This window comes from Ruegeria sp. AH3, assembly GCF_056536265.1.
Genome location: NZ_JBQFJL010000001.1, coordinates 1,921,925 through 1,946,322, shown reverse-complemented (window position 1 = coordinate 1,946,322; position 24,398 = coordinate 1,921,925). Strand labels below are relative to the sequence as shown.

Here is a 24,398-nt window from a genome sequence, read left to right as displayed (position 1 = left end):
TCCCCTTGCAAATATTGCCCGCACAGGGCTGACTTGAAACAGAGCAGATAAGCCGGAAAGGCAGACCCATGAAGTGGCTCATTCGTATCGTTTTCCTTTTGGTTGCGGCCTTCGGGCTGGTCATTGGCGCGTTGCTGCTGATGCCCGGTGACAAGCTGGCGACCATTCTGGCCGAGCAGGTCAAAGCGCAAACGGGTCGTGATTTGAAGCTGTCGGGCGATGTCCGGCTGTCTTTCTGGCCGGTTTTGGGGATGGAAACCGGGCCGGTTACCTTCGGCAATGCACCCTGGGCCGGGTCAGAGCCGATGCTCAGCGCGCAAAGTCTGGCCGTTGGGGTTGATGCCTCTGCGTTGCTGTCGGGGGATATCCGCATCAAGCGGGTGCTGGCCGACAGTCCGGTGCTGCGATTGGAGCGGTCGGAGGGGCGCGGGAACTGGGAACTGCATCAGCCTGACAATTCCTCCGGCACCAGTGGATCGGCGCAAGCTGCTGAAAGCCGACCGGTCACGTTGGAGAGGCTGGAGCTAACTGATGCCCGGCTGGTCTATGTCGAGGACGGCGCGATCAGCATGGATTTTGCCAATGTCGACCTGTCTGCGCGCTGGCCCGGCATCACCGACCCTATGGAGATGCAAGCCAGCATGCCCGTGCCTGGAGGTGCGGTAGAAGTCGACCTGACGATCCCCGACTTGCCTGCCTTTTCCAACGGGGTGGTGACACCACTTGAACTGAGCCTGACCGCTCCGGGCGGAGATGTTCAGTTCTCAGGCCGGGTGAATCTGGCTGGTGAAATGGATGGCAAGACCACAGTTACAGCGCGTGACACGCATAAGATGCTGGCTGCGTTCGGGCAGGGCGGTGTAACGGTACCCGAAGGCTTGGGGCGTGTGGCTTCGGTCTCGGGGCAGATGACCTATACCAGTGATGGCCGGATTTCCTTGCGCGATATGGTCACGATTCTGGATAGCAATCGGTTGGATGGCGAAGCAGACATCCAGATATCCGATCCGCCACAGATTACCGCGCGTCTGAAGGCCGGTGATCTCGATCTGTCGAAAGTGGCGGGAGAGGGATCATCTGGCGGAGGTTCGGGTTCGGACGGTTGGTCGAAACAACCGATCGATGCCTCGTTTCTGGCGCTGGCGAATGGAACAATCCGCTTGCAGGCTAACTCAATTGCAGTGCCGGGCATGCGGTTGGGTCAAAGTGATCTAATGCTCAGCCTCGACCGCTCGCGCGCAGTTCTCAAGATGCAACCGGCTTCATTGTTTTCGGGCCAACTGAACGGTCAGGTCGTCGCCAACAACCGCAATGGCCTGTCGGTCGGCGGCAATCTGAAGGCTGACAATATCGATATCAAAGAGGCGTTGACCACGCTGGGGGATATCGAACGCCTATCCGGAACTGGCTCGGGCACGCTTGAGTTTCTGGGGGTAGGGGAGACTGAAGATCAGATCATGCGCTCGCTGAATGGCAAAGGCCGAATCGATGTGGGCAAAGGGGTAATTGCGGGGCTCGATCTAGACCGGCTGATGGGCCGCGGTGAGGGCGCGGGTGGTACGACTGTGTTCAACAGTCTGACGGCCAGTTTCACGATGCAAAACGGTGATCTGACGAATAACGATCTGCTGATGCAACTCGACAATTTTCGCGCGGATGGAGCGGGACGCGTGGGTCTGGGCGCGCGTGATATTGATTATCTGTTCACACCCGTAGCCTTGCGGGCCAATTCGGGTCAGGGCATCTCAGTCCCGGTTCGGATCGTGGGACCATGGAGCAACCCTTCGATCAAGCCGGATCTGAGCAAAGTCATCGAAGCCGCCGCCGAGGGCAAGATCAAAGAGCTGGAAGATGACGCCAAGAATAAGGTTCTACAAAAGGTTGGGGACGAGCTTGATACCACGATCACCGAAACCGGGCAGGTCGAGGATGCGTTGAAGAAGAAGCTTGAGGAGGAGGCCAAGAAAGGCCTTCTGAAGCTGCTTGGTGGGGACTAGCCGGGGGCGTACCACGCCCCCGAAAGATCAGATTGTCTGATCGTAGTCGCCAACGCCGGGTTCGGTGCGGATAACGGCGTCGATATCGGCAAAGATCGCGCGCATCTCGTCTTCGCTTTCACTGCTTTCACAAACCACGACAAGGTTCGGGGTGTTCGACGACGCGCGCACCAGCCCCCAGCTGCCATTGTCCAGAATGACCCGCGCGCCATTGACGGTCACGACCTCTTTGATCGCACGACCGGCAAAGCTCTCACCCGCGTCGGCCTTGGCGACCAGTTTCTCGACCAACCGCTGCAGAATATCGTATTTCTCGGTATCAGCGGCGTACGGCGACATTGTGGGTGTGGACCACGTTTTGGGCAGCGCTTTGCTCAGGTCCGACATACTCTGATCCGGATTGCGGTCCATCAGCTTGCAGATTTCCACCGCCACGCGCATGCCGCAGTCATATCCGCGCCCAACCGGTTCGGCCAGAAAGTAGTGACCCGATTTCTCAAACCCGGCCAGTGCGCCGATTTCCTTGACCCGGCGCTTCATATGGCTGTGCCCGGTTTTCCAGTAGTCGGCTTTCACCCCATGGGCCCGTAGCTCAGGATCACTGGCGAACAGTCCCGTCGATTTCACATCAGCCACAAAGGTCGATCCCGGATAGAGCTTGGCCAGATCGCGGGCCATGATGACACCGACTTTGTCAGCGAAAATCTCTTCGCCTTCGTCATCCACTACCCCGCATCGATCGCCATCCCCATCAAAGCCGAGCGCCAGATCAGCACCGCTGGCTTTGACCGTGTCGGCCATGTCATGCAGCATTTCCATGGCCTCGGGGTTCGGGTTGTAGTTGGGGAATGTGTAGTCCAGCTCTGTATGGCTCGGTACGACCTCGACACCAATGCGTTCAAAGATTTCGGGTGCAAAGGCGGCGGCGGTTCCATTGCCAGCGGCGCAAACGACCTTGAGCGGACGGGACATTTTGAAGTCACCAATCAGATCGTTGATATAAGCCTCTTTCACGCCATCAACGAATTCATAGGACCCGCCTGCACGCGCAACGCCTTCGCCGTTCAGGACGATGTCGCGCAGTTCTGACATTTCGTCGGGACCATGGGTCAGGGGGCGGTCAAAGCCCATTTTTACGCCGGTCCAACCGTTTGGATTGTGGCTGGCCGTCACCATCGCCACCGCAGGCACATCCAGATGGAATTGCGCAAAATAGGCCATCGGGCTTAGCGCTGGGCCGATATCCTTGACCTGAATACCTGCCTGCATCAGCCCCACGATCAGCGCATTCTTGATCGACAGAGAATAGTCACGATAGTCATTGCCAACCGCAATCACCGGCTCGATCCCGCGCTTATGCATCTGGCTACCCAGACCGAGGCCAAGAGCGGTCATGCCCGGCAGGTTGATCTCATTGGGGTATTTCCACCGCGCATCGTATTCGCGAAAACCGGTCGGCTTGATCATCGGGTCGCGCAAGAAACTCCAGGTGTTCGGGGTCACCTCGGCAAGGGGCTTGGTCATTACAAATCTCAATCGCTAAATTTGAATCGGGTTTTCTTTGGCGAGCGCATCAAAACGCATCAACGTGTCAATCAGATGGCTCATTTGATCCAGCGGAATCATGTTGGGGCCGTCTGATGGTGCATTGTCCGGGTCCTGATGCGTTTCGATGAACAAAGCGCCGACACCCAGCGAAACAGCAGCCCGCGCCATGACTGGAGCAAACTCACGCTGCCCGCCGGAAGAACCACCCTGACCACCTGGCTGTTGCACTGAATGGGTGGCATCCATGACCACTGGATACCCAGTTTTCGCCATCTGTGGCAGTGAGCGCATATCGGCCACCAGAGTGTTGTAGCCAAATGAGGTGCCGCGTTCGGTTAGCAGGATATTCTGGTTACCGGTGCTTTCGATCTTGGTAACGATGTTGGGCATCTCCCACGGAGCCAGAAACTGGCCCTTTTTCACGTTTACCGCTTTGCCAGTATTGCCTGCAGCCAGCAGCATATCTGTCTGGCGGCACAGGAAAGCCGGAATCTGAAGGATATCGACTGCCTCAGCCGCGATTGCGCACTGGGCTTCGGTATGAACATCCGTCAAAACTGGAATGCCCATGGTCGTGCGGATATCATCCAGCACCTTCAAGCCCGCATCAATACCCATGCCGCGCTTTCCGGACAATGAGGTTCGATTGGCTTTGTCGTAGGAGGCCTTGAACACATATTGCGCGCCTGCGGCATCGCAGGCCTCTTTCATGGTGCCTGCGATCATCTGGGCGTGATCGGCGGTTTCAAGCTGGCAGGGGCCGGCGATAATGGTCAGCGGAAGATCGTTGCCAACCGTCAGGTCGGCGATTTTTATATGTTTCATGGGTCTTTACGAGGATACCTGTTCACGAAGGACCGACGCGGTAAGCGAGATCATCAGGTAGATACCAGCAAATAACAGGAAAGCCAAAATCGTATTTTCGAACTTGCGCGGATAGCTGGGTTCATCGCTGGGCACCGGGTTCACCGAGACGGTCAGATAGCGCACTTTACGGTTAGCCTCGGTCCGGGTCGCTTCCATTTGCTGCATAGCGGTTTGCAGCATCATATCCCGTGCGACCAGATCAGCCTGAGCCATCTGGATCCGCACGCTCAAACGCGCCAGCGAGTTTTCGCCTGCCGAGGCGTCCAGCATCTCGGCATTCAGTTCTTCGAGGACCACTTCGAGGCGCGCAATATCCGCGCGGACCCCATCAACCTTGGCTTGATTGGGGCGCAGATTGTCCAGCAAAGCCGCAAGTTGCAGTTCCTTGTCTTGCAACTCGAACTCGAACTGATCGATGCGCGCGCGTAGGCTTGCGATCACGCTTTGCGGATCAAGAATTGCGCCTTGCAGCTGAAGCTCGATCAGATCCTCCTGCGCCTGCCTGCGTGCGGTTTGCGCGGCTTCAAAGCTTTCTCGCGCATCGCGCATCTGGTCCTCACGCTTTTTCTCGGTCAGGCCATTGATGGTTTCCTCGGCGTAAGAGATGAGCCGTCTTGATAAATCAACTGAGATTTCAGGGCTCGGGGCCGCGACCTCCATGCGAATGATGCCATCGCTGGGGTCATAGCCGATCGTTATCATCCGTTTGTAGAGTTTGTAGGTTTCCTCGAGGCTTGCGTCCGGGGACAGGCGTTGGATCGGGTCAATCCAATCCTGCTGGAAGATCTCGGCAAAACCAGTATCTCTTTCAAGCCGCTCCAACGCATCTTTGGATTCCAGAAATTCCTGTGTGGCAACTGAATCCTGCGCCGTAGCAAATTGGGTGCCTGCAAGAAAACCTCCGAACGATGCGCCACCGCCATCTGCTTGTAAAATCGAAAACGCGGAAGCGCTGGCATACATCGGGGTCGCAACACGATAGAAATAGAACCCCACGATCAGTGTCGGCAACAGGACAAAGGCGGCCAGGCGCGCAAACAGCCCCATAAGTTTGCGACGACGACGGCGCGCAATGTCTTTCTGGATCTGACCAATCTCATACTCTCGCCGCTGGGTTGGGCTGAGTTCCGGCCCAGGCAGATTCTTCTGTGAGTCCTTTGCGGTCTGCGGCAGATGAATTTTGATGTTGTCCTTCGCTACGCTGCCGTCCTGTCCCGTTGTGTCAACAGCGGTCAGATCGAGCAGGTTTGCGCGCTGAAACGGATCAATTCCCTTTAGACGCAGCAGGCGAACCGCATCATAGTCTGAGGTTGCCGCCAGGCCGTTTTTCTGCGCAAGCCGTCTTGCGACGCGCAGTTGCCGTCCTGTCAGCCCTTCCCGCTTGATCGCGTCCAACTCGGTCCCGGGCTGGACATCATTCGCTGCTTCGGGCGGTTGCGTGGCCTCACGAATACGCGCCATAGCGTCGGCGCGTGCCTGTGGCGTCCCCTCACCGCTTGGAGTGCGGTCGGGATTGTATTTTCTAGCCTTGGGTTTGGTAGTCATAAAGCTGCTTCGCCTCTTCCAAGGTTTCAAACATATAGAGCTGACCATCCAGCAGAACCGCCGCCTGGCGCGCGAATTTCTCAAGCACTGCCGGGTTGTGCGAAACGATCACAAGCGTCGTGGTACGCAGTCTTTCCTGCAAGATGGCCCCGGCTTTCTTGTTGAATTCCACATCCGTTGTCGAGGGCATCCCCTCATCGATCAGATACATGTCGAAATCCAGAGCCAACATCAGCGCAAAGGTAAAACGCGCGCGCATCCCGGCCGAATAGGTGCCGAGCGGCTGGTTGAAATACTCCCCCAGATTGCACAGCCAACTGCAGTAGGCTTCGACATAGTCGGGGTCCATGCCGTAGATCTTGGCGATGTAGCGTGCGTTCTCAAGCGCTGACAGGCGCTTGGCCACCCCGCCAGTGAACCCCATCGGAAACGAAACACGGCAGTCACGCCGGATCACACCTTCGTCAGGTTTTTCCAGCCCGGCCATCATGTTGATCAACGTTGTTTTGCCGGTTCCATTCGGGGCCAGCACGCCCAGCGAAGTGCCAAGTTCAACCCGAAACGACACCTGATCCAGAATCACCTTGCGGCGGGTTCCGGTCCAGAAGGACTTGCTGACATTATCAAATTCCAGCATGCGCGGCCTGTAGATCGCTCGGGTTCTTGTCGGTTTGAAAGCGTTGGTGCTACCGATCCATGTTGGCCACATTATGTCGAAATATGAAACAAATGATCAATGCATATCCGGGGCTATGACGACGAAGTGTTGCAAGGGCTGGACGTGTTCGACCGCGCCTGTCTTGACCCGATGCAATTCGCAACGCCTGATGACCCCATGAGTTCATTGATCGAAGACATACGCGCATGTCGCCTTTGCGCGGACAAATTCGCCCAGACTGAAACCGCGCACCAGCCGCGCCCCGTGGTATGGTTCCGCCCCGGCGCACGTATCCTGATTGCAGGTCAGGCACCCGGCGCACGGGTTCATGAGTCGGGCCGCCCTTTTACCGATCCGTCGGGGGATCGCCTGCGCGAGTGGCTGGGGGTCGATGAGGCCACATTCTACGACCGCGACCGTGTGTCGATCGTACCGATGGCGTTTTGCTTTCCCGGATATAACGCGCGCAAGGCGGATCTTCCGCCCCCGCCGATCTGCGGAAAGACATGGCATGACAAAGTGATGGCGGCGCTGGGCGAGGTGCCATTGACCGTGCTGGTGGGCGGTCACGCACATAAATACCATCTGGGGGCCAAGACGCCAGTAACCGAAACCGTCAGCCGCTGGCGGGACCATGCGCCGCGGGTCTTTGCCTTGCCTCATCCCTCGTGGCGCAATACGGGTTGGCTGAAGAAAAACCCGTGGTTCGAGGCCGATCTGCTGCCGGTTCTGCGCGCTCGGGTGCAAGAGGTGATGAATGTCTGAAACCACAGCGCTCGATGCCGCACATGCCGCTATGGAGGCGGTCCCGCAAGACGATGCGGCGCGTCTGCGGTTTTTTGAGCGACTTGCCGATAGTGAACTGTTTCTGATGCTGACCGAAGAAGCCCGCGACGAGAATATCTCGCCCGAGCTGTTTGATGTCGCCGATGGACGCTTCGTGTTGGCCTTCGACCTTGAAGAACGTCTTGCGCGCTTTGCGGGTTGCCCCGTGCCATATGTTGCGCTGTCCGGTCGGGTTCTGTCGTCGATGCTTTCAGGGCAGGGGATCGGACTTGGGCTGAACCTCGAGGTCGCGCCCTCGTCGATGTTGATCCCGGCTGAGGCGTTGGCATGGTTGGCCGATACGTTGCAGCATGGTCCGGAAGAAGTGCAGCAGCGGTTGGCCGAATTCAGCCCGCCTGCCGGTTTGCCCGACGTCTTGCTGACTGCGCTGGATACCAAACTGGCAACGGCCGCCGGGCTTGCCGCCGCAGCGTTTCTGGTGGCAACGAAGACTCAGGATGGCGGTCAGGGCCATCTGCTGGGCTTTGTCGCCGCAATTGAAGGTGCGCAGCCCGCACTGGCGCGTGCGGTTTCCGAGGCTCTGACGTTTTCTGGTATCGAAGCCGGCGCGCTGGATGTGGGTTTCTTTGCACCTGATGAGCCCGCCGCGGCGGCTCTGGCCAAGGTCGGGCTGCGCTTTGATCTTCCGCAGCCTCAGACCCCGAGCATGGAAAGGGTCGCTCCGGGATCTGATCCTGCGCGGCCCCCGATTCTCAAATAGTCATCCGGCCAATCAATCGGCCGGTGCCAGCTTGTCCTGCGTGCGAGTTTCGAAGTCGCTGGCGTCGTGGCGCTCGTGCAATTGCGTATGCGGCTCACCAAAGGCGCGGTTGACCATGCGACCCCTCTGCACCGCGGGGCGTGCGTCGATTTCTTTGGCCCAACGCATGACGTTCTTGTAGCTCTCCACATCCAGGAACTCAGCCGCGTCATAAAGACGGCCCAGCACCAGCTGCCCGTACCACGGCCAGATTGCCATGTCTGCAATGGTATAGTCCTGACCCGCGATATAGGGCTTGTCGGCCAGTTCCCGGTCGAGCACATCCAGCTGGCGTTTGGCCTCCATCGCAAAACGGTCGATCGGGTATTGCCATTTCTCGGGCGCATAAGCGTAGAAGTGTCCAAACCCACCGCCCAGATAGGGTGCGCTGCCCATTTGCCAGAACAGCCAGTTCATGACCTCGGTCCGCTCGGTCCCGCTTTCAGGCAGGAATGCTCCGAACTTTTCAGCCAGATGGAACAGGATCGAGGCGCTTTCGAACACGCGGATCGGAGTGTCGCCCGAGCGATCCCAAAGGGCCGGGATCTTCGAGTTCGGGTTGGCGCCGACAAATCCAGAGCTGAACTGGTCCCCTTCACCGATATTGATCAGCCAGGCATTATATTCAGCACCCTCTTGGCCCAGGGCCAGCAACTCCTCAAGCATAATGGTCACTTTGACGCCGTTTGGCGTGGCTAGAGAATACAGCTGCATCGGGTGCTTTCCGACCGGCAGATCCTTGTCATGGGTGGCTCCGGCGATGGGGCGATTGATGTTGGCAAAGCGCCCGCCGCTTTCGCTGTCCCAGGTCCAGACTTTCGGAGGGGTATAGGTGGATTGTTCGCTCATCTCGTGCCTTTCCTTCAGAACCGGCCTGCGCGGCCGCTGCACCCACAGCTAATATTGCAGAACTCAAAGTCCAACCCCGAACGTGGCACGAACTTTGTAACATTCGGCGTGGTTCGGCTCACAAAACGCCGTCTGATGTAACAGCGGCGCGAGGGGGTCTTCGCGCGGTGCGAAAATCGCCTATTGTCTGGTCAGACCCCACAAGTCGGGTTCCTGGAAACCGTAAGGACATAAGGACCAACCACATGAAACGCTTTGCGCTGAGCCTTGCAGCAACAATCGCCTTTGCCGTTCCCGCATTTGCCGGAGATCAATATGTCGATGGCACCGGATTTGCCGTGTCGGGATATGACGTCGTTGCTTATCGCAGCCTTGATCAGGTCCCTGTCGGCCAATCGCAGCCCGAGGCCGTGCGTGGCCGCGCCGACTTCACAGCAGAATACAACGGTGCGACCTGGGCATTCGCATCCGCGGAAAATCGCGATAAATTCCTGGAAAACCCAGCCTATTACGCGCCGCAATATGATGGCCACTGTGCTTATGGTGTGTCGAAAGGCGGTAAGGTTCCAGCCAACCCGAACCTGTGGCGGATCGTCGATGACAAGCTTTATCTGAACATCACCGACGTGGTCGTCGGCTTCTGGGAAGAGGATGTACCCGCTAACATCAACCTGGCCGAAGGCAACTGGCCCGGTATCGAATCCGATGCGGCTTCGTCCAGCGTGATCCCGAAATTCACTTCGGAAGGTCCGATCTCGAACTGATTGCTTACACTGAACATTAAAGCCCGACCGCCAAGGTCGGGCTTTTTCTTTGGGCCGGTCTATCCGGCCAACTCAAATAAATCCCGCATGTGCTGATCCGCTTCAAAGCGTATCCTTACGCTCTTGGCGCCGGGAAACCTGCGCTCGCGGATGGGATCGGGGACAACGATTTCCCCAGAGCCCGAGCTTTTGGATTGAAATGACAGAATCTCGGTTTCGGCTTTTCTGCAACTGGTCAGAACCGAAGTCGGCAGCGCGACCCGGTTTGAACCTTCGCAAACCGAAGAGGCCACAAAATAGGTCAGATCGCGTCCGAAACAGCCGATTGCTTCCGGCACATGGTCCGACAGATCCACTTTGGGCTTCGCCACCTCATTCGTTTCGTTGTCGGATAGATCCGATAAGGCGCGTTCCGGGTTTAGCAGATCGCGGCAGGCTTCGATCTCATCCATGGCCAATTCGATCACGCGTTTTTTCAGGCGTGGTCTGCGTGGCATCGACGCACCAGATGACCCTTTGCAGGTCAATCCTTCATTGCGCAGAAAATCATATGCCGCCTTGGCCCGAGAAAACCCGTCGTAATCCCCGCCGGTATGATCTGGATGATCATGGAAGGCGACACTGCGCCAGGCGTCACGAATCTCGTTTGCACTGGCGTTTTGCGACAGGCCCAAAACCTGCAAGGCTTCGGCACGAGCCTTTATCTTGCTCACTGGCTCCATACTCAAATACTCGTTAAAACTACACTGACCCCAATTTGCCAGTGGTCACTTTTTTGTCAAATTTCACCGGGTATTAGCGTGGGCCTGCGCAACAGTTGTTAGGCCTGAGTTTCGATTGTCGCTGGTATCGTTTCCGCCCTGCAGATGAAAATACGCCACAGCCCCATTTGTGGAACCGGGGCGCATCAAAATCACGCTACATTCTGCAATTCAGCCCGAGGTGTGATGCCCAATGCAAAGCAGACGTCGCGCGTAAGCTCCGGGCGATTGAGCGTGTAGAAATGCAGCTTGTCCACACCACCGTCGATCAGGTCCGAGCACAGTTCTGTACAAAGTGCTGTTGCCAAAAGCTCCTCGCGATCATCGCGAACGGCTTTGTCAAAGGCATTCTCGACCCATTCAGGAATCCGGGTCCCGCAGCGCTGGGCAAAACGACGCGCTCCGTTCCAGTTTTCGATTGGCAGAATGCCGGGCACGATGGGTTTGTCGATGCCAGCCTTTTCGCAAGCGTCACGGAAGCGGAAGAACGTTTCAGCCTCAAAGAAGAACTGTGTCAGCGCCTCATCCGCGCCTGCATCCAGCTTTGCCTTCAGCCAATCCACATCCGCCCGCGCATCGTAGGCTTCGGGATGGATATCGGGATAGGCACCGACACGAATGCTGAACATTTCGGTTTCAGCCAGAGCTTCGATCAGTTCCACTGAATGGGCAAATCCATCGGGGTGCGGTGTGAACGCATCCTGACCTTTCGGAGGATCGCCCCGTAGTGCGACGATATTTTCGACACCGGCACGGGCAAACTTATCCGCGATCTCCAGCGTTTCTTGACGTGATGCATCGACACAGGTCAGATGCGCCGCGACCGGCAGTCCGGATGATTTGTGCAAGGTCGCCACCGCATCGCGGGTTAACTCGCGCGTCGTCCCGCCCGCGCCATAGGTGACCGAGACAAATCTGGGCTCCAGCGGGGCCAGTGTCTGGACCGTATCCCAAAGCCGGAATGAGGCCTCCAGCGTTTTGGGTGGAAAGAACTCGAATGAAATTTCAGGTTGGGTCATCACGGCCTCTCAGGATCAATTGCGCCCCTTGTGCCATGCTGGTGAATGTGAGACAAACTCATATTGTTCAAGAACAACATGAGTCATGTGATATATGCATATCGAGTTTCGACATCTGCGGACCATCAAGGCCATCCATGAATGCGGTGGTCTGGCGCGGGCGGCTGATCAACTGAACATCACGCAATCCGCGCTGAGCCATCAGATCAAGGGTCTGGAGGATCAAGCCGGGGTTGAGCTGTTTCTGCGCCGGTCGAAGCCGATGAAACTGTCAGCGGCAGGTCTGCGTCTGCTGCGATTGGCGGAACAGATTCTGCCGCAGGTCGAGGCAATGCAGCACGAGTTTTCCTCGCTGCGCGATGGGCGCACGGGCCGTATGCATATCGCGATTGAATGCCACGCTTGCTTTGAATGGCTGTTTCCGGTGCTTGAAGCGTTCCGCAAGTCATGGCCGGATGTTGATGTGGATATTCGCCCCGGGCTGGCCTTCGACGCGCTGCCCGCTTTGCAGAAGGAAGAGGTCGATCTGGTGGTCTCTTCCGATCCCGAAGATCTGCCCGGCGTCGAATTTGTCGAGCTGTTTGACTATAATGCAGTTTTCGTCGCCGCCTCGTCTCACCCTCTGGCCGAAAAGCCCTACATTGAGGCCGAGGATTTTCGTGGCCAGACCCTGATCACCTATCCAGTTGAACGCACGCGTCTGGATGTGTTCAGCCAGTTGCTGATCCCGGCACGAGTTGAGCCGGCCTCGATCCGGCAGGTCGAACTGACCGCCGTTATCCTGTTGCTGGTCGCCTCGAACCGCGGCATTTCCGTGCTGCCGGATTGGGTGGTGCGCGAGGTCAAGTACAACTCCGACTATGTCACCCGTCCGCTGACCAAAGAAGGCATCACTCGCAGGCTCTATGCTGCGGTGCGCAGTGAGGACCTTGAAAAACCTTTTGTTCAGGAACTGGTAAAGCTGGCCCGCACCGAGGCGCGCGCGCTTCAATCGCAGTAGCGCCCGGTGCAGGGCAGCCATGCGTATCATTCCTCTTGGCAAGGGCGCATTGCGCCAGTATACGCGCGGCTTGACCGAACAGGAGCCTATGGAAAATGGTTGGCAGTGCAAATCTCAACATCATGATCAAAGCCGCGCGCAAAGCGGGACGGTCTCTGGTCAAGGATTTTCGTGAAGTCGAGAACCTGCAGGTGTCGATGAAGGGCGCGGGCGACTTTGTGTCGAAAGCCGATATCGCCGCCGAGGCCATCCTGAAAGAGGAACTGCTGGGTGCGCGTCCGACCTATGGCTGGCTCGCCGAAGAGGGCGGTTCGATAGACGGCGAAGACCCGACCCGTCGCTGGATCGTTGACCCGCTGGACGGCACCACCAACTTCCTGCACGGGCTGCCGCACTGGGCGGTTTCAATTGCGTTGGAACACAAGGGCAAGATCGTCGCTGGTGTGATCTATGACCCTGCCAAGGACGAGATGTTCTTTGCTGAAAAAGGTGAAGGCGCGTGGATGAACGATACCCGCATCCGCGTCTCAGGCCGTCACCGCATGATCGAATCCATCTTCTCGACAGGTCTGCCGTTTGGTGGCCGCTCGGACCTGCCTGCGACTCTGCAGGATCTGGCCCGATTGATGCCCGCCTGCGCCGGTGTGCGTCGCTGGGGCGCTGCAGCACTGGACATGGCCTATGTGGCCGCCGGTCGCTACGAAGGCTTCTGGGAACGTCGTCTGAATGCGTGGGACTTGGCCGCCGGTATCATCATCGTGAAAGAGGCTGGCGGATTTGTTCAGCCACTGAACCCCGAAGGCAGCGTGCTTGAGGATGGCGAAGTGATCTGTGCCAATGAGCCGATCTTTGACAATTTCGCGAAGGTGATCCGGGGCTGACATCCAACCCTGATATAATGATCGCGATGCGCGCGTCCGATCCGGGCGCGCGTTTTGGTTTAGAAGTCGACCTCGATCGCGATGCCTTGCTGGACCGCCAGATCGACAACAGTACTTGCCACTGCAAGATCCTGCAGCCCAACTCCGGTGCCGTCGAATAGGGTCACTTCATCATCGGAGGTGCGTCCGGGATGGGTGCTATTGATGACCTCTCCGATCTGACGGATATCGCCTTCGGTTTTGGTTCCGGCAGCTACGGCATGCTGGCATTCACCCAGTGTCACGGCCTGAGCGACCTCGTCGGTAAAGACACTTGCGCGGACAATCAGGTCGGTGGCGACCTCTTGCTTGCCGACCGTATCGGTGCCCATGCAGGCGATGTGAGTGCCGTCCGAGACATGTTCAGACATCAGGTTCGGCGCGAAGGAGGAGATGACGGTGATAATCACATCCGCCTGCACCATGCCGGGCAGGCCCACGGCCTCAAATGGCAAACCCGCTTCAGCCGCGACCTTTTCAATGTTGGGCAGCATCTCGGGATGCAGGTTCCATCCGATGACTTTCTCGAAGGCGCGCTGTTCTAACGCCGCGCGCAGTTGAAATGTTGCCTGATGACCTGCGCCGACCATCCCGATTACCTTGGCATCCTTGCGCGCCAGATGGTTGATCGACACTGATGAGGCCGCTGCCGTACGCAGCGCGGTCAGAAGGTTGCCTCCGACGATGGCGCGGACGCGGCCGGTATCGGGATCGAATAGAAACACGGTGGACTGGTGATTGATCAGACCATGCGTTTCCAGATTGTTGGGCCAATACCCTCCGGCTTTCAGGCCTAGAGACATACCCGCACGGTCAAACCCACCCTTAAATCCATAGAGTGCATCCGCATGGCCAATCGCCTCGCGCACGACCGGGAAGTTATAAGCATCACCTGCGGCCATCGCGGCAAATACCTGTTCGACAGCGGTATAACTTTCCTTACGACCCAGCAGAGCGCCGATTTCCTTTTCAGGGACGATGATCATCGCATATGCCTTTCTTTATGATGACATCAAAAAGGGGCGGCATCGACTCGCCGCCCTTTGCTGCTTTTATCGGCAGATCAATAAGCCTTGCCGCGGGCCGATACCGGCCAAAGCGCCTCGACCTTGCCGCCCCGCACGCCCACATACCAGTCATGGACATTGCAGGTCGGGTCGCAGTGACCGGGCACCAGCCGCAGCTTGTCGTTGACCTTCAGCACGCCATCCGGGTCACCGATCACGCCGTGTTCGTCTGAACACTTGAGGTATTCCACGTCATCACGCCCATAGATGAAGGGCAGGCCGCTATCGACAGACTGCGCCTTCAGGCCTGCATCGCAAATCGCTTTGTCTGCCTTGGCGTGGCTCATCACACTGGTCAGGATGAACAGCGCGTTCTCCCATTCGCCCTGATCGATCCGTTCGCCGTTCTCGTCGAGAATGCGACCATAATCCGCATCCATGAAAGCGTAAGAACCGCATTGCAACTCGTTGTAGACGCCCGAATTGCTTTCGAAATAATACGATCCGGTTCCGCCACCCGAAACCAGTTCGCATTCGATCCCTTCGGCCTTCAGCCCATCGACCGCGTCTTTGACCATTGCAATGGCTATATCCAGCTTTTCCTTACGAGCCTCATAGGTGTCGAGGTGTTGCATCGCACCCTGATACGCCTGAATGCCGGTGAATTTCAGGTTTGGTGCGGCCTGTGTGGCCTTGGCGATTTCAATCACGGCGGGGGTTGTGGTGACACCACAGCGGCCCGCGCCGCAGTCGATTTCGACAAAGACTTCCAGTTCGGTGCCGTGTTTCAAGGCAGCAGCAGACAGGTCAGCGACGTTTTGCACATCGTCGACGCAGACAATCGTGCGCGCGCCCAGTTTGGGCAGGCGCGCCAATCGGTCGATCTTGGCCGGGTCACGCACTTGGTTCGAGACCAGAATGTCTTTAATGCCTCCGCGCGCAAACACCTCGGCCTCGGACACTTTTTGGCAGCAGACGCCGACTGCGCCGCCCAGTTGTTCCTGTAGCTTCGCGACGTCCACGGATTTGTGCATCTTGCCGTGCACCCGGTGCCGCATACCATGCGCCTTGGCGTAGTCGCCCATCTTCTTGATGTTCCGCTCTAGCGCGTCCAGATCGAGGATCAGGCAAGGCGTCTGGATCTCTGATTCATCCATGCCAATCGCGGCAGGGATGTCGTAGCCAACTTCGAGTTGATCGATATTCATGGGTTTGTTCATCCTGTTTCTCCTTACCCTGTCAGCCAGGGTAGTTTGTCCAGATCCACGTTGCCGCCGGTAATGATCACGCCAACGCGCTTGCCGCGAAAGACCTCGGGGTTTTTGAGGATCGTCGCTAGAGGCACCGCCGAGGACGGCTCCATCACCACCCGCAGATATTTCCAGGTCAGTTTCATCGCATCGATGATCTCAGCATCGGAGGCGGTAAAAATGTCGGTCACATTGTTGGATACAAAGTGCCAGGTGTTTTCCTTGAGCGGCACCAGCAGCCCGTCGGCGATTGTTTTGGGCGCGTCATCGGCGATGATGTGGCCGGCTTTGAAAGACCGATAGGCATCGTCGGCCTGCTCGGGCTCAGCCGCGTAGATCGTCGTGTCCGGCGCAAGGTTCGAGACCGTCAGACAGGTGCCCGAAACCATGCCGCCGCCGCCAATTGGGGCGATCACGGCGTCCACGCCATCGGTTTGCTCCAGCATCTCAGCCGAGCAGGTGGCCTGACCGGCGATGACGCGTGGATCGTTGTAAGGGTGCACGAACTCTCCACCCGTCCGCGCCTGCACCTCAGCAAACGTCGCCTCGCGGGAAGAGGTGGAGGGCTCACATTCGGTGATCGTACCACCATAGCGGCGCACGGCGTCCTTCTTGGCTTGCGGTGCGGTGCGCGGCATGACCACGTTGCAGGGGATGCTGCGTCGACCAGCGGCATAGGACAACGACAGAGCGTGGTTACCGCTAGAATGCGTGCAGACGCCTTTTGCGGCCATATCGTCACTCAGGCCAAACACGGCATTGCAGGCCCCGCGCACCTTGAACGCGCCCGCTTCCTGAAAGTTCTCGCATTTGAAGAACAGCTGGGCGCCAGTCAGGTCGTTCAGATAGTCCGAGGTCATGATGGGCGTGCGGCGAATATAGGGTCTGATCCGGTCATGCGCGGTGCGCATGTCGTCGATGGTCAGATCGGTCGCCGGGATATGGTCCAACATCGTTTCCTCCTCAGGCTGCGGCTTTGGCGTGGCCCGTCGGACCGGTGCGATAATAGTCCTGCGCCGCGGCCACGCCGCTGCCCAGTTCGATCGGATAGTTCAGATCCGCCATCGCCATCTCGATTGCACCCAGACCGGACAGCACCATCACATCCGTTAGACTGCCCAGATGGCCGATGCGGAAGGCTTTGCCGTTCAACTCGCCCAGACCGATGCCAAAGGACACGCCATAGGTGTTGAACGCATGATCGGTCAACACGTTGCTGTCATAGCCTTCGGGCACATAAATCGCGCTGACAGTGTCCGAGTAGAGATCGGGCGACTGCGCGACCAGTTTCAACCCCCAGGCATCGACCGCGCGGCGGACGCCCTCGGCAAGTCTGTGGTGTCGGGCATAGACGTTTTCCAACCCTTCTTCGAACAGCATCTTCAGGCTTTCGCGCATGCCATAGATCAGCTGCAGCGGCGGCGTATAGGGAAATCCGCCCGACGCATTCGCGGCCATCATGTCGCGGAAATCGAAGAAAGTGCGGGGCAGTTTGGCGGTTTCCATCGCGTCCAGAGCCTTGGGGCTGACGCACAGGATCGCCATGCCCGTGGCCAGCATGAACCCTTTTTGCGAGCCAGAGACGGCGATGTCCACGCCCCAGCGGTCAAACTCAAACGGCATCGAGGCCAGAGAGCTGACGCAATCGACGAACATCATCGCCGGGTGGTCGGCCGCATCCATCGCTTTGCGCACCGCTTCGATGTCCGAGCGCACGCCGGTTGCCGTTTCGTTATGGGTGACCAGAACGGTCTTGATCTGATGCGATGTATCCGCTGCAAGCGCGGCCTCGAACTGATCGGCGGGTGCGCCGGTACCCCAGGGGCATTCGATGACCCGAACGTCCAGACCATGCCGCTGACACAGGTCGATCCAACGATGGCTGAACACGCCGTAACGTGCCACCAATACCGTGTCGCCGGGGCTGAGGGTGTTGGTGATCGCAGCCTCCCAGCCACCGGTGCCGCTGGCGGGGAAGGTGACGATCTCGCCATCGCTTGTGCCGAACACTTTCTTGGTATCCTCAAGCACCGGTGCAAATGTCTCGACAAAGTCCGGCGCGCGGTGGTCCTGAGTTTGCACCTGCATCGCAAGCCGCAGGCGATCAGGGATATTGGTCGGGCCGGGAATGAAGACCGGGTTCTGGTTTGACATGGCTCTTGTCCTTTGCTCTCGAACCAAGTGTCACCCGTGTTTCGCTTTTTTGCAATTTTCTTGAAAAATATTTTCATTATAGATAGATAAATGGCAAGCAACTGAAATGTAATAGGTTTCAGTTTCTCGAAATTGCGCTCGATAGACCGTTGGAAACGACCGCGTCCAAAAGATCGGAGAGATCAGCCGGAATGGAATCGCAGAAAAGACCTCGTGGCAGGCCGAAATCACTGTTCAAGGAAAGCTCGGCGGGAACCATGCAATCGCTCGACCGCGCGTTGGGCGTTCTTACTACGGTGGCGCGGCTCGAACGTTCGGCGCTCAGCGATCTTGCGCGTGAAGTGGAAGTTCCGACCGCGACCACCCATCGTATCCTTGTGACCCTGCAGAAACATGGGTTCGTCACCTTCGATGAAGAACGCCAGGAGTGGATGATCGGGATAGAGGCTTATCGCACCGGAGCTTCGTTCCTACGCCGCAACAGCGTACTTGAGATTGGCAGGCCGATCCTGCGGCGTTTGATGCAGGAAAGTGGTGAAACGGCCAATCTGGCCGTGCCGGATGGCGGACAGGTTGTGTTCGTTGGGCAGGTCGAGACTCAGAACCCGATCCGGGCGTTTTTTCCGCCCGGCGCGCGGACGCCCATGTATGCCTCGGGCACGGGCAAGGCGATTTTGGCCGCGATGCGCGAAGAGCGATTAAGCAAATTGTTGGAGGCCAGCGCGCATATATCTTTTACAGCGAACACGAGGCTCCCTGATACAGGTCTGATGGAGGATCTGGCCCTGACCCGGCAACGCGGTTGGTCCCATGATCATGAAGAGCGCTATGAAGGTATGTCCTGCATCGGCGCGGCCATTTTTGATGATCGAGGTGAACCTTGCGGGGGTATCTCGGTTTCTGGACCGACCGTGCGGTTCAGCAAGGCGCGTGCGCCGGAGCTGGGAGCGCTGGTCACCCATGCGGCAGAAGAGATCACGCGGCTCAGCGGTGGACGGTTGCCAGAGTAAACAGCGCTATTTGCGCGGCACTTTTGGGATACGCGATTGCGATAACTTGTACTCGTGTTCGGGGTGCGGTGGGTGGCCGTGTGTCCGACTCCAGAACTCGGTTCCGCCGCGCCTGAGCCAGAGCGGGACGCAGAGCACCAGCCCGACAAAGAACCCTCCGGTATGCGCCCAATAGGCGACGCCGCCTTCATCCGGATTGCTGGACAGGCTGCCGAAGAATTGCAGACCCAGCCAAACGCCCAGCATCACAAAGGCAGGGATCGTGAAGACGCGGAAATAGACGATCAGAATCAGCAGGATATCCACTCGGGCTTTTGGGAACAAAAGCAGATATCCCCCCATCACCCCAGCAATTGCTCCGGATGCGCCGATGGTCGGAACCACCGAATCCGGGGCTGAAATCACGTGGATCAGGCCCGCCCCGATTCCCGCCAACAGATAGAATGCGAGAAACAGGAAGTGCCCCATTTCATCTTCGAGATTGTCGCCGAATATCCATAGAAACAGCATGTTTCCGGCCAGATGCATCCAGCCCCCATGCAGGAACATCGAGCTCACAAGCGTTTCCAGCGCGATACCGTCCGAGATGCGCGCCGGAATGACGGCATAGTCGAAATAAAACCGGTTGATCAGCCGCGCATCCTCCATGATCCCCACATAGCTGAGGAAGATCAGGATGTTGGCAGCCATCAGGGCGTAGACGACAAACGGAGTACGCCCCGAAGGGTTATGGTCACGGATCGGAAACATGGCGCGACGCTGGGCTTTTCGTCGCCCAGCGTCAAGGTCCGGTTATGCCGCACCTCCCAAAAGGGCGGCGTTGCCTCCGGCGGCAGTGGTATCGACGCAGACATGGCGTTCTCCCAACACGCGCGCGCGATCGGGCTGGCCGGGGATCAGAGCAATGATCGGGCCATCCCGCCGGGCCAGGTGCTGCTCGATCTGACGGGCGGTATCTTCGTCGCCCCACCACAGAACGCCCGAGAATCCGGCCAGGTTTTCAAGCCGGTGCAGATCTAGTGCCCCGGTCATCCGGATTGCCGTCCCACCCTGAGCTTTCACTGCATCGACCTGTGCTTGCGCGGCCTCAGGTCCAGGTCCCATGCACAATAGCGGTGGCCGTGCATATTCTGTCAGACGGTTCGATTCGCCAGTGGGGCCGGGCAGCGATTGGGTGCGGGGCGGGGCTGGCTGACCTTCGGGGGCGCCCAGCTCTGCCGCGCTTTCCCAGCTTGCTGAACTTGCCTGCCGATCCGGGGCACAGAACCGCGCCATATAGTTCGGGCCACCCGCTTTGGGGCCTGTGCCTGATAGGCCCTCGCCTCCGAAGGGTTGCGAGCCCACGATCGCGCCGATCTGGTTGCGGTTGACATAGATGTTGCCGGCATGGATCGCCTCGGTCACATGCTGCACCCGGTCATCGATCCGTGTGTGCAGACCGAATGTCAGGCCGTAACCTGTGGCGTTGATATCCGCGATTACCTTATCGATATCCTGTGCTTTGAACCGGGCGACATGCAGAATCGGGCCGAACACCTCGCGCTGCAGCGCTGCGATGCCAGGGATTTCGATCAGAGTTGGCGCGATAAACGTGCCTTCGGGTGGGGTGGAGAGTTCTTTCAGAACACGTCCCTCAGCGCGGGCTTTGGCCACGTGATCCGCGATGGTCTGCCGGGCCTGCTCGTCAATCACCGGACCGCAATCGGTTGAGATCAGCCACGGGTCGCCGACCTGCAAAGCATCCATTGCGCCCTGAAGCATGGTCAGAACATCATCGGCGATGTCTTCTTGCAGATAGAGGCAGCGCAGGGCTGAACACCTTTGACCTGCCGACTGGAATGCACTTTCGATGATCGACTGCACGGCCTGTTCGGGCAGGGCGGTGCTGTCCACGATCATGGCGTTCAGACCACCGGTTTCGGCGATCAGAGGCGTGCCCGGTCGCATATGCTGCGCCATGGCGGTCCGGATTTTTAGCGCAGTCGCGGTCGATCCGGTAAAGGCCACGCCCGAGACCCGTTCGTCAGATGTCAGGGCCGCACCCACTTTCGGCCCACCCGGCAGCAGCTGCAAAGCATCGCGCGGAACGCCTGCCTCGTGCATCAGCTGAACGGCACGGTGCGCGATCAGCGGCGTTTGCGGGGCAGGGGCTGCCAGCACGGCATTGCCGGTAGCCAGTGCTGCCGAAATCTGCCCGGTGAAAATTGCCAAGGGGAAGTTCCACGGGCTGATACAGGTGAAAATCCCTGCAGGTTTGGCTGCAGGAATATTGGCGGCGTAATAGCGCAGGAAATCGACCGCTTCGCGTAGTTCGGCCACCGCATCGGGCACGGATTTTCCGGCCTCGCGGGCGAGCAGGGCAAACAGCTCTCCGAAATGCGCCTCATAGAGATCGGCAGCCTTGTTGAGCGCGGCAGCGCGCGTTTCAGCCGAGGCCTGCCACGGGCACGCGCTTGCCAGCGCTAGTTCCACGTCCGTAGTGCTGGCTGCGGCGACAGAACCGGGGCGATCCTGCGGCTGCGCCGGGTTTATGACGGGTGTGTCCGCCTCAGGCTGTGCGTCGTCTGACAGCAAAGGCCGAGCGTACCAGTGATGGGCGCGGTAAGCATCGCGCGCGATATCGATCTGATCCAGGGTCGGCGTATGATGCAGATCGAACCCTTTGGAATTGGGGCGCTCGGGCGCGAACAACTCAGGTCCGGTCGGTAGCGGCTTGGCAGGTGTTTGAACCGCCAGAAATGGATCGGCTGCAACGGTTTCGGGGGCGACATCCTCATCAACGATCTGGTTCACGAAGGATGAGTTCGCACCGTTCTCCAGCAAACGCCGCACCAGATAGGCCAGTAGATCCCGATGCGCCCCGACAGGGGCATAGATGCGGCAGCGCGAATTCTGCTTGTCACGCACGATCTGATGCAAGGTTTCGCCCATCCCATGCAGGCGCTGGAACTCGAACGGCTGGTCGTCGGCCATATGCAGGATCGCGCTGACCGTGTGGGCGTTATGGGTGGCGAATTGCGGATAGATGCGGTCGGTCATACCCAACAGCTTGCGGGCATTGGCGATATAGGACACGTCGGTCGCCGCCTTCTGGGTGAAGACTGGAAAGCCATCGACGCCCTCAACTTGTGCACGCTTGATTTCGGTATCCCAATACGCGCCCTTGACCAGCCGCACCATCAGCTTGCGGTTATGTCGCTCCGCCATCTCGTAGAGCGTGTCCAGCACCAATCCGGCGCGCGGGCCATAGGCCTGCACAACAATGCCGAACCCATCCCAGCCTGCCAGCGCGGGTTCGGCCATGACCTCTTCGATGACCTGCAGCGACAGGGACAGCCGGTCGGCCTCTTCGGCGTCGACGTTCAGACCCATGCCTGCGGCCTTGGCCAACAGCGCCAGCGCCCGCAGTCGAGGCACCAGTTCGTCCATCACCCGCCGTTCCTGCGCCAGCTCATAGCGGGCGTGCAGCGCGGACAGCTTGACCGAGATGCCGGGGTTCTCGCGGATGTCCTTGTGGATACAAGCCTCGGCAATGGCGGCGATGGCACGCGAATAGGACAGGTGGTAGCGGGCGGCATCGGCCTCGGTCCGCGCAGCCTCACCCAACATGTCGTAGGAGTAGGTGTAACCCTTGTCCTCCATCCCCTTGGCGCGCTTCATCGCGGATTGAATGGTTTCGCCCAGAACGAACTGACGCCCCATCTCTTTCATCGCGCGGCCCACTGCGGTACGGATCACCGGTTCACCCAAGCGCTTGATTGCACCGCGCAAGGCACCGACCGGCGAGGATTTGTCTTCGTCCAGGACCCGTCCGGTCAGCATCAGCGCCCATGTCGAGGCGTTCACCAGCGACGAGGATGATTGACCCAGATGCTTGCCCCAATCGGAGGGCGCGATCTTGTCTTCGATCAATGCATCGATGGTATCGGCATCCGGCACCCGCAATAGCGCCTCGGCCAGACACATCAGGGCCACGCCTTCGTCGGTGGACAGGCCATATTCCGCCAGAAACACCTCCATCATACCGGGGGAGGTGCTGGACCGGATATCGCGCACCAATTGCGCCGCGGCATTACAGATCGACGTTCGGTCGGGCTGTGACAGCGCGGCCTGAGTGATCAGGGCATCCAGAACAGCGGTCTGGTCGGCATAGGTTTGTGTATCGATTTTGGTGCGCAGGATATGTGACATGTGTACTCCGGGGCTTTTGCCTAATATATCGATGAAACAGCAGGCAAATGGACTGAATTTTCAGATTGAGCGGTCGAATAGACCGAAATCGGAGGTGTATCTGATGCAAAACGATTTATCCGACCTTGACCGGTTTGATCGGGCAATCCTGACCGCGTTGGCCGAAGATGGGCGGATCTCGGTAACGGACCTGGCGCGCAGGATCGGTCTGTCAAAATCGCCAACGCAGGCGCGGCTCAAGCGACTTGAGGTCGATGGGATCATCACGGGCTATCGCGCCATGCTCGATCCGATCCGTCTGGGGCTGGATCATGTCGCCTTTGTCGAGGTGCGCCTGGCCGACACCCGCGAAAAGGCTCTGGCCGAGTTCAACGCGGCGGTGCGCAAGGTGGCCGAGATTGAACAGGCCCATATGATCGCGTCGAACTTCGACTATCTGCTCAAGATACGCACCCGTTCAATGACGGAATACCGCACGGTTCTGGCCGAAAAAATCTCATCCCTGCCGCATGTTGCCAACACATCCACTTTCGTGGCGATGGAGGCGGTGAAAGAGACCGGGCTGCTGAACCCGCTAAAAAACGGTTGACGTATAGGCCGACGGGATCAGGTTAGAGAGGATGAAGCACACACTTGCACTTGTATTTCTCGCTACCTCTGCTGCGCAAGCCGCTGCTGACTGCCCCGTCGCGCCGGATCATACCTCCGGGATCGACGCGCTGATCGCGCAAGCCCAAGGCGCGGTGACCGAGCGCGAGGCACGGGGCATTTCAGGCCAGATGTGGCAGCTTTGGACCGATGCGCCGGATGTCCGTGCGCAAACCCTATTGGACCGCGGAATGTCTTTGCGCGAGGCATGGGATTTGGCGGGCGCGCTGGCCGAGTTTGACGCTTTGGTCGCTTATTGCCCCGATTATGCCGAAGGCTATAACCAGCGGGCGTTTGTCAATTACCTCCAGCAAAACTATGGCGCGGCCCTCATTGATTTGGACCACGCGATAGCACTATCTCCGAACCATGTTGCTGCGCTGAGCGGGCGAGCATTGTCGTTGTTGGGGTTAAAACGCCTCGACGAAGCACGTGAGGCGCTGAATCACGCCCTTGAGTTGAACCCGTGGCTGTCCGAACGTGCTTTGCTCGCACCAGGTGGACTGCTTGATCCGCCGGGTGAAGATATCTGAGCCAAACGTCCCCGGTGCCGGTGCTAAGAGGCGGATGCTCGCCGTTCAACTAACCGATGAGCTCGCAATGGTGGTTTCTGCTTCGGCTGCCG

At 58.6% G+C, this 24,398-nt stretch carries 22 protein-coding genes; 9 read left to right on the top strand and 13 right to left on the bottom strand.

The window, feature by feature from the left end:
- Positions 1 to 68 precede the first annotated feature (68 nt).
- Complete coding sequence (locus tag ACR3EM_RS09740; protein ID WP_480470513.1) at positions 69 to 1,997, top strand: AsmA family protein; 1,929 nt, start codon at positions 69 to 71, stop codon at positions 1,995 to 1,997.
- A gap of 27 nt (positions 1,998 to 2,024) precedes the next feature.
- On the opposite strand, the gene ACR3EM_RS09735 is transcribed toward ACR3EM_RS09740, so the two are convergent.
- From ACR3EM_RS09735 to ACR3EM_RS09720, 4 genes are read right to left on the bottom strand one after another with little or no spacing between them, the layout of a single operon-like run.
- Positions 2,025 to 3,521, bottom strand: a complete 1,497-nt coding sequence (locus ACR3EM_RS09735; protein ID WP_480470512.1) for a phosphomannomutase/phosphoglucomutase — start codon at positions 3,519 to 3,521, stop codon at positions 2,025 to 2,027.
- 15 nt (positions 3,522 to 3,536) lie between these two features.
- Positions 3,537 to 4,370 carry a 3-deoxy-8-phosphooctulonate synthase gene (gene kdsA, locus ACR3EM_RS09730; RefSeq protein ID WP_480470511.1) on the bottom strand — a complete coding sequence of 278 codons (834 nt, stop codon included), beginning with the start codon at positions 4,368 to 4,370 and terminating at the stop codon, positions 3,537 to 3,539.
- Between the two features lie 6 nt (positions 4,371 to 4,376).
- Positions 4,377 to 5,957, bottom strand: a complete 1,581-nt coding sequence (locus ACR3EM_RS09725; protein ID WP_480470510.1) for a KpsE/RkpR family capsule polysaccharide export protein — start codon at positions 5,955 to 5,957, stop codon at positions 4,377 to 4,379.
- Positions 5,935 to 6,594, bottom strand: a complete 660-nt coding sequence (locus ACR3EM_RS09720) for an ABC transporter ATP-binding protein (protein ID WP_480470509.1) — start codon at positions 6,592 to 6,594, stop codon at positions 5,935 to 5,937. The genes ACR3EM_RS09725 and ACR3EM_RS09720 overlap by 23 nt, the downstream gene beginning before the upstream one ends.
- Positions 6,595 to 6,792: 198 nt before the next feature.
- Here ACR3EM_RS09720 and ACR3EM_RS09715 point away from each other — a divergent pair, with 198 nt between their 5' ends.
- Both ACR3EM_RS09715 and ACR3EM_RS09710 read left to right on the top strand, forming a co-directional pair.
- Entirely contained in the window at positions 6,793 to 7,380 is a 588-nt protein-coding gene (locus ACR3EM_RS09715) for a uracil-DNA glycosylase family protein (protein WP_480471915.1), read from the top strand.
- Positions 7,373 to 8,161 carry an SseB family protein gene (locus ACR3EM_RS09710; protein WP_480470508.1) on the top strand — a complete coding sequence of 263 codons (789 nt, stop codon included), beginning with the start codon at positions 7,373 to 7,375 and terminating at the stop codon, positions 8,159 to 8,161. Before ACR3EM_RS09715 ends, ACR3EM_RS09710 begins: the two co-directional genes overlap by 8 nt.
- 12 nt (positions 8,162 to 8,173) lie before the next feature.
- On the opposite strand, the gene yghU is transcribed toward ACR3EM_RS09710, so the two are convergent.
- Positions 8,174 to 9,049, bottom strand: a complete 876-nt coding sequence (gene yghU / locus ACR3EM_RS09705; protein WP_480470507.1) for a glutathione-dependent disulfide-bond oxidoreductase — start codon at positions 9,047 to 9,049, stop codon at positions 8,174 to 8,176.
- A 245-nt stretch (positions 9,050 to 9,294) separates the two neighbouring features.
- Between yghU and ACR3EM_RS09700 the strand changes: the two genes are divergently transcribed.
- Positions 9,295 to 9,813, top strand: coding sequence for a YHS domain-containing (seleno)protein (locus tag ACR3EM_RS09700; protein ID WP_480470506.1), 519 nt, complete (start codon positions 9,295 to 9,297; stop codon positions 9,811 to 9,813).
- 59 nt (positions 9,814 to 9,872) lie between these two features.
- On the opposite strand, the gene ACR3EM_RS09695 is transcribed toward ACR3EM_RS09700, so the two are convergent.
- Positions 9,873 to 10,535: a DnaJ domain-containing protein gene (locus ACR3EM_RS09695; RefSeq protein WP_480470505.1), complete on the bottom strand. Its 663-nt coding sequence runs from the start codon at positions 10,533 to 10,535 to the stop codon at positions 9,873 to 9,875.
- 191 nt (positions 10,536 to 10,726) lie between these two features.
- Positions 10,727 to 11,593 carry a methylenetetrahydrofolate reductase [NAD(P)H] gene (metF, locus tag ACR3EM_RS09690; protein WP_480470504.1) on the bottom strand — a complete coding sequence of 289 codons (867 nt, stop codon included), beginning with the start codon at positions 11,591 to 11,593 and terminating at the stop codon, positions 10,727 to 10,729.
- Positions 11,594 to 11,687: 94 nt separating this feature from the next.
- Between metF and ACR3EM_RS09685 the strand changes: the two genes are divergently transcribed.
- Together ACR3EM_RS09685 and ACR3EM_RS09680 are read left to right on the top strand one after the other, a co-directional pair.
- The gene (locus tag ACR3EM_RS09685) at positions 11,688 to 12,593 is read left to right on the top strand and encodes a LysR family transcriptional regulator (protein WP_480470503.1); all 906 of its coding nucleotides are present in this window, start codon (positions 11,688 to 11,690) and stop codon (positions 12,591 to 12,593) included.
- Between the two features lie 95 nt (positions 12,594 to 12,688).
- The gene (locus tag ACR3EM_RS09680; RefSeq protein WP_480470502.1) at positions 12,689 to 13,474 is read left to right on the top strand and encodes an inositol monophosphatase family protein; all 786 of its coding nucleotides are present in this window, start codon (positions 12,689 to 12,691) and stop codon (positions 13,472 to 13,474) included.
- Between the two features lie 59 nt (positions 13,475 to 13,533).
- On the opposite strand, the gene bhcD is transcribed toward ACR3EM_RS09680, so the two are convergent.
- The 4 genes from bhcD to bhcA all read right to left on the bottom strand — a co-directional run bounded on the left by bhcD (position 13,534) and on the right by bhcA (position 17,924).
- Positions 13,534 to 14,499 (bottom strand): iminosuccinate reductase BhcD, encoded by a 966-nt coding sequence (bhcD, locus tag ACR3EM_RS09675; protein WP_480470501.1) that lies wholly within the window; start codon positions 14,497 to 14,499, stop codon positions 13,534 to 13,536.
- Between the two features lie 77 nt (positions 14,500 to 14,576).
- A complete protein-coding gene (gene bhcC, locus ACR3EM_RS09670; protein WP_480470500.1) occupies positions 14,577 to 15,740 on the bottom strand; it encodes a 3-hydroxy-D-aspartate aldolase BhcC in 1,164 nt (387 codons plus the stop codon).
- Between the two features lie 11 nt (positions 15,741 to 15,751).
- Positions 15,752 to 16,723 (bottom strand): beta-hydroxyaspartate dehydratase BhcB, encoded by a 972-nt coding sequence (gene bhcB / locus ACR3EM_RS09665; RefSeq protein ID WP_480470499.1) that lies wholly within the window; start codon positions 16,721 to 16,723, stop codon positions 15,752 to 15,754.
- Between the two features lie 10 nt (positions 16,724 to 16,733).
- The gene (bhcA, locus tag ACR3EM_RS09660) at positions 16,734 to 17,924 is read right to left on the bottom strand and encodes an L-aspartate--glyoxylate aminotransferase BhcA (RefSeq protein WP_480470498.1); all 1,191 of its coding nucleotides are present in this window, start codon (positions 17,922 to 17,924) and stop codon (positions 16,734 to 16,736) included.
- 191 nt (positions 17,925 to 18,115) lie between these two features.
- Here bhcA and ACR3EM_RS09655 point away from each other — a divergent pair, with 191 nt between their 5' ends.
- Positions 18,116 to 18,934, top strand: coding sequence for an IclR family transcriptional regulator (locus ACR3EM_RS09655; protein ID WP_480470497.1), 819 nt, complete (start codon positions 18,116 to 18,118; stop codon positions 18,932 to 18,934).
- A 6-nt stretch (positions 18,935 to 18,940) separates the two neighbouring features.
- Here ACR3EM_RS09655 and ACR3EM_RS09650 read toward each other — a convergent pair whose 3' ends face one another.
- Both ACR3EM_RS09650 and putA read right to left on the bottom strand, forming a co-directional pair.
- Positions 18,941 to 19,684 (bottom strand): rhomboid family intramembrane serine protease, encoded by a 744-nt coding sequence (locus ACR3EM_RS09650; RefSeq protein ID WP_480470496.1) that lies wholly within the window; start codon positions 19,682 to 19,684, stop codon positions 18,941 to 18,943.
- A gap of 42 nt (positions 19,685 to 19,726) precedes the next feature.
- Positions 19,727 to 23,125, bottom strand: a complete 3,399-nt coding sequence (gene putA, locus ACR3EM_RS09645) for a bifunctional proline dehydrogenase/L-glutamate gamma-semialdehyde dehydrogenase PutA (RefSeq protein ID WP_480470495.1) — start codon at positions 23,123 to 23,125, stop codon at positions 19,727 to 19,729.
- A 103-nt stretch (positions 23,126 to 23,228) separates the two neighbouring features.
- Here putA and ACR3EM_RS09640 point away from each other — a divergent pair, with 103 nt between their 5' ends.
- Both ACR3EM_RS09640 and ACR3EM_RS09635 read left to right on the top strand, forming a co-directional pair.
- Entirely contained in the window at positions 23,229 to 23,714 is a 486-nt protein-coding gene (locus ACR3EM_RS09640) for an Lrp/AsnC family transcriptional regulator (protein ID WP_480470494.1), read from the top strand.
- A 31-nt stretch (positions 23,715 to 23,745) separates the two neighbouring features.
- A complete protein-coding gene (locus ACR3EM_RS09635) occupies positions 23,746 to 24,306 on the top strand; it encodes a tetratricopeptide repeat protein (RefSeq protein WP_480470493.1) in 561 nt (186 codons plus the stop codon).
- Positions 24,307 to 24,398 lie beyond the last annotated feature (92 nt).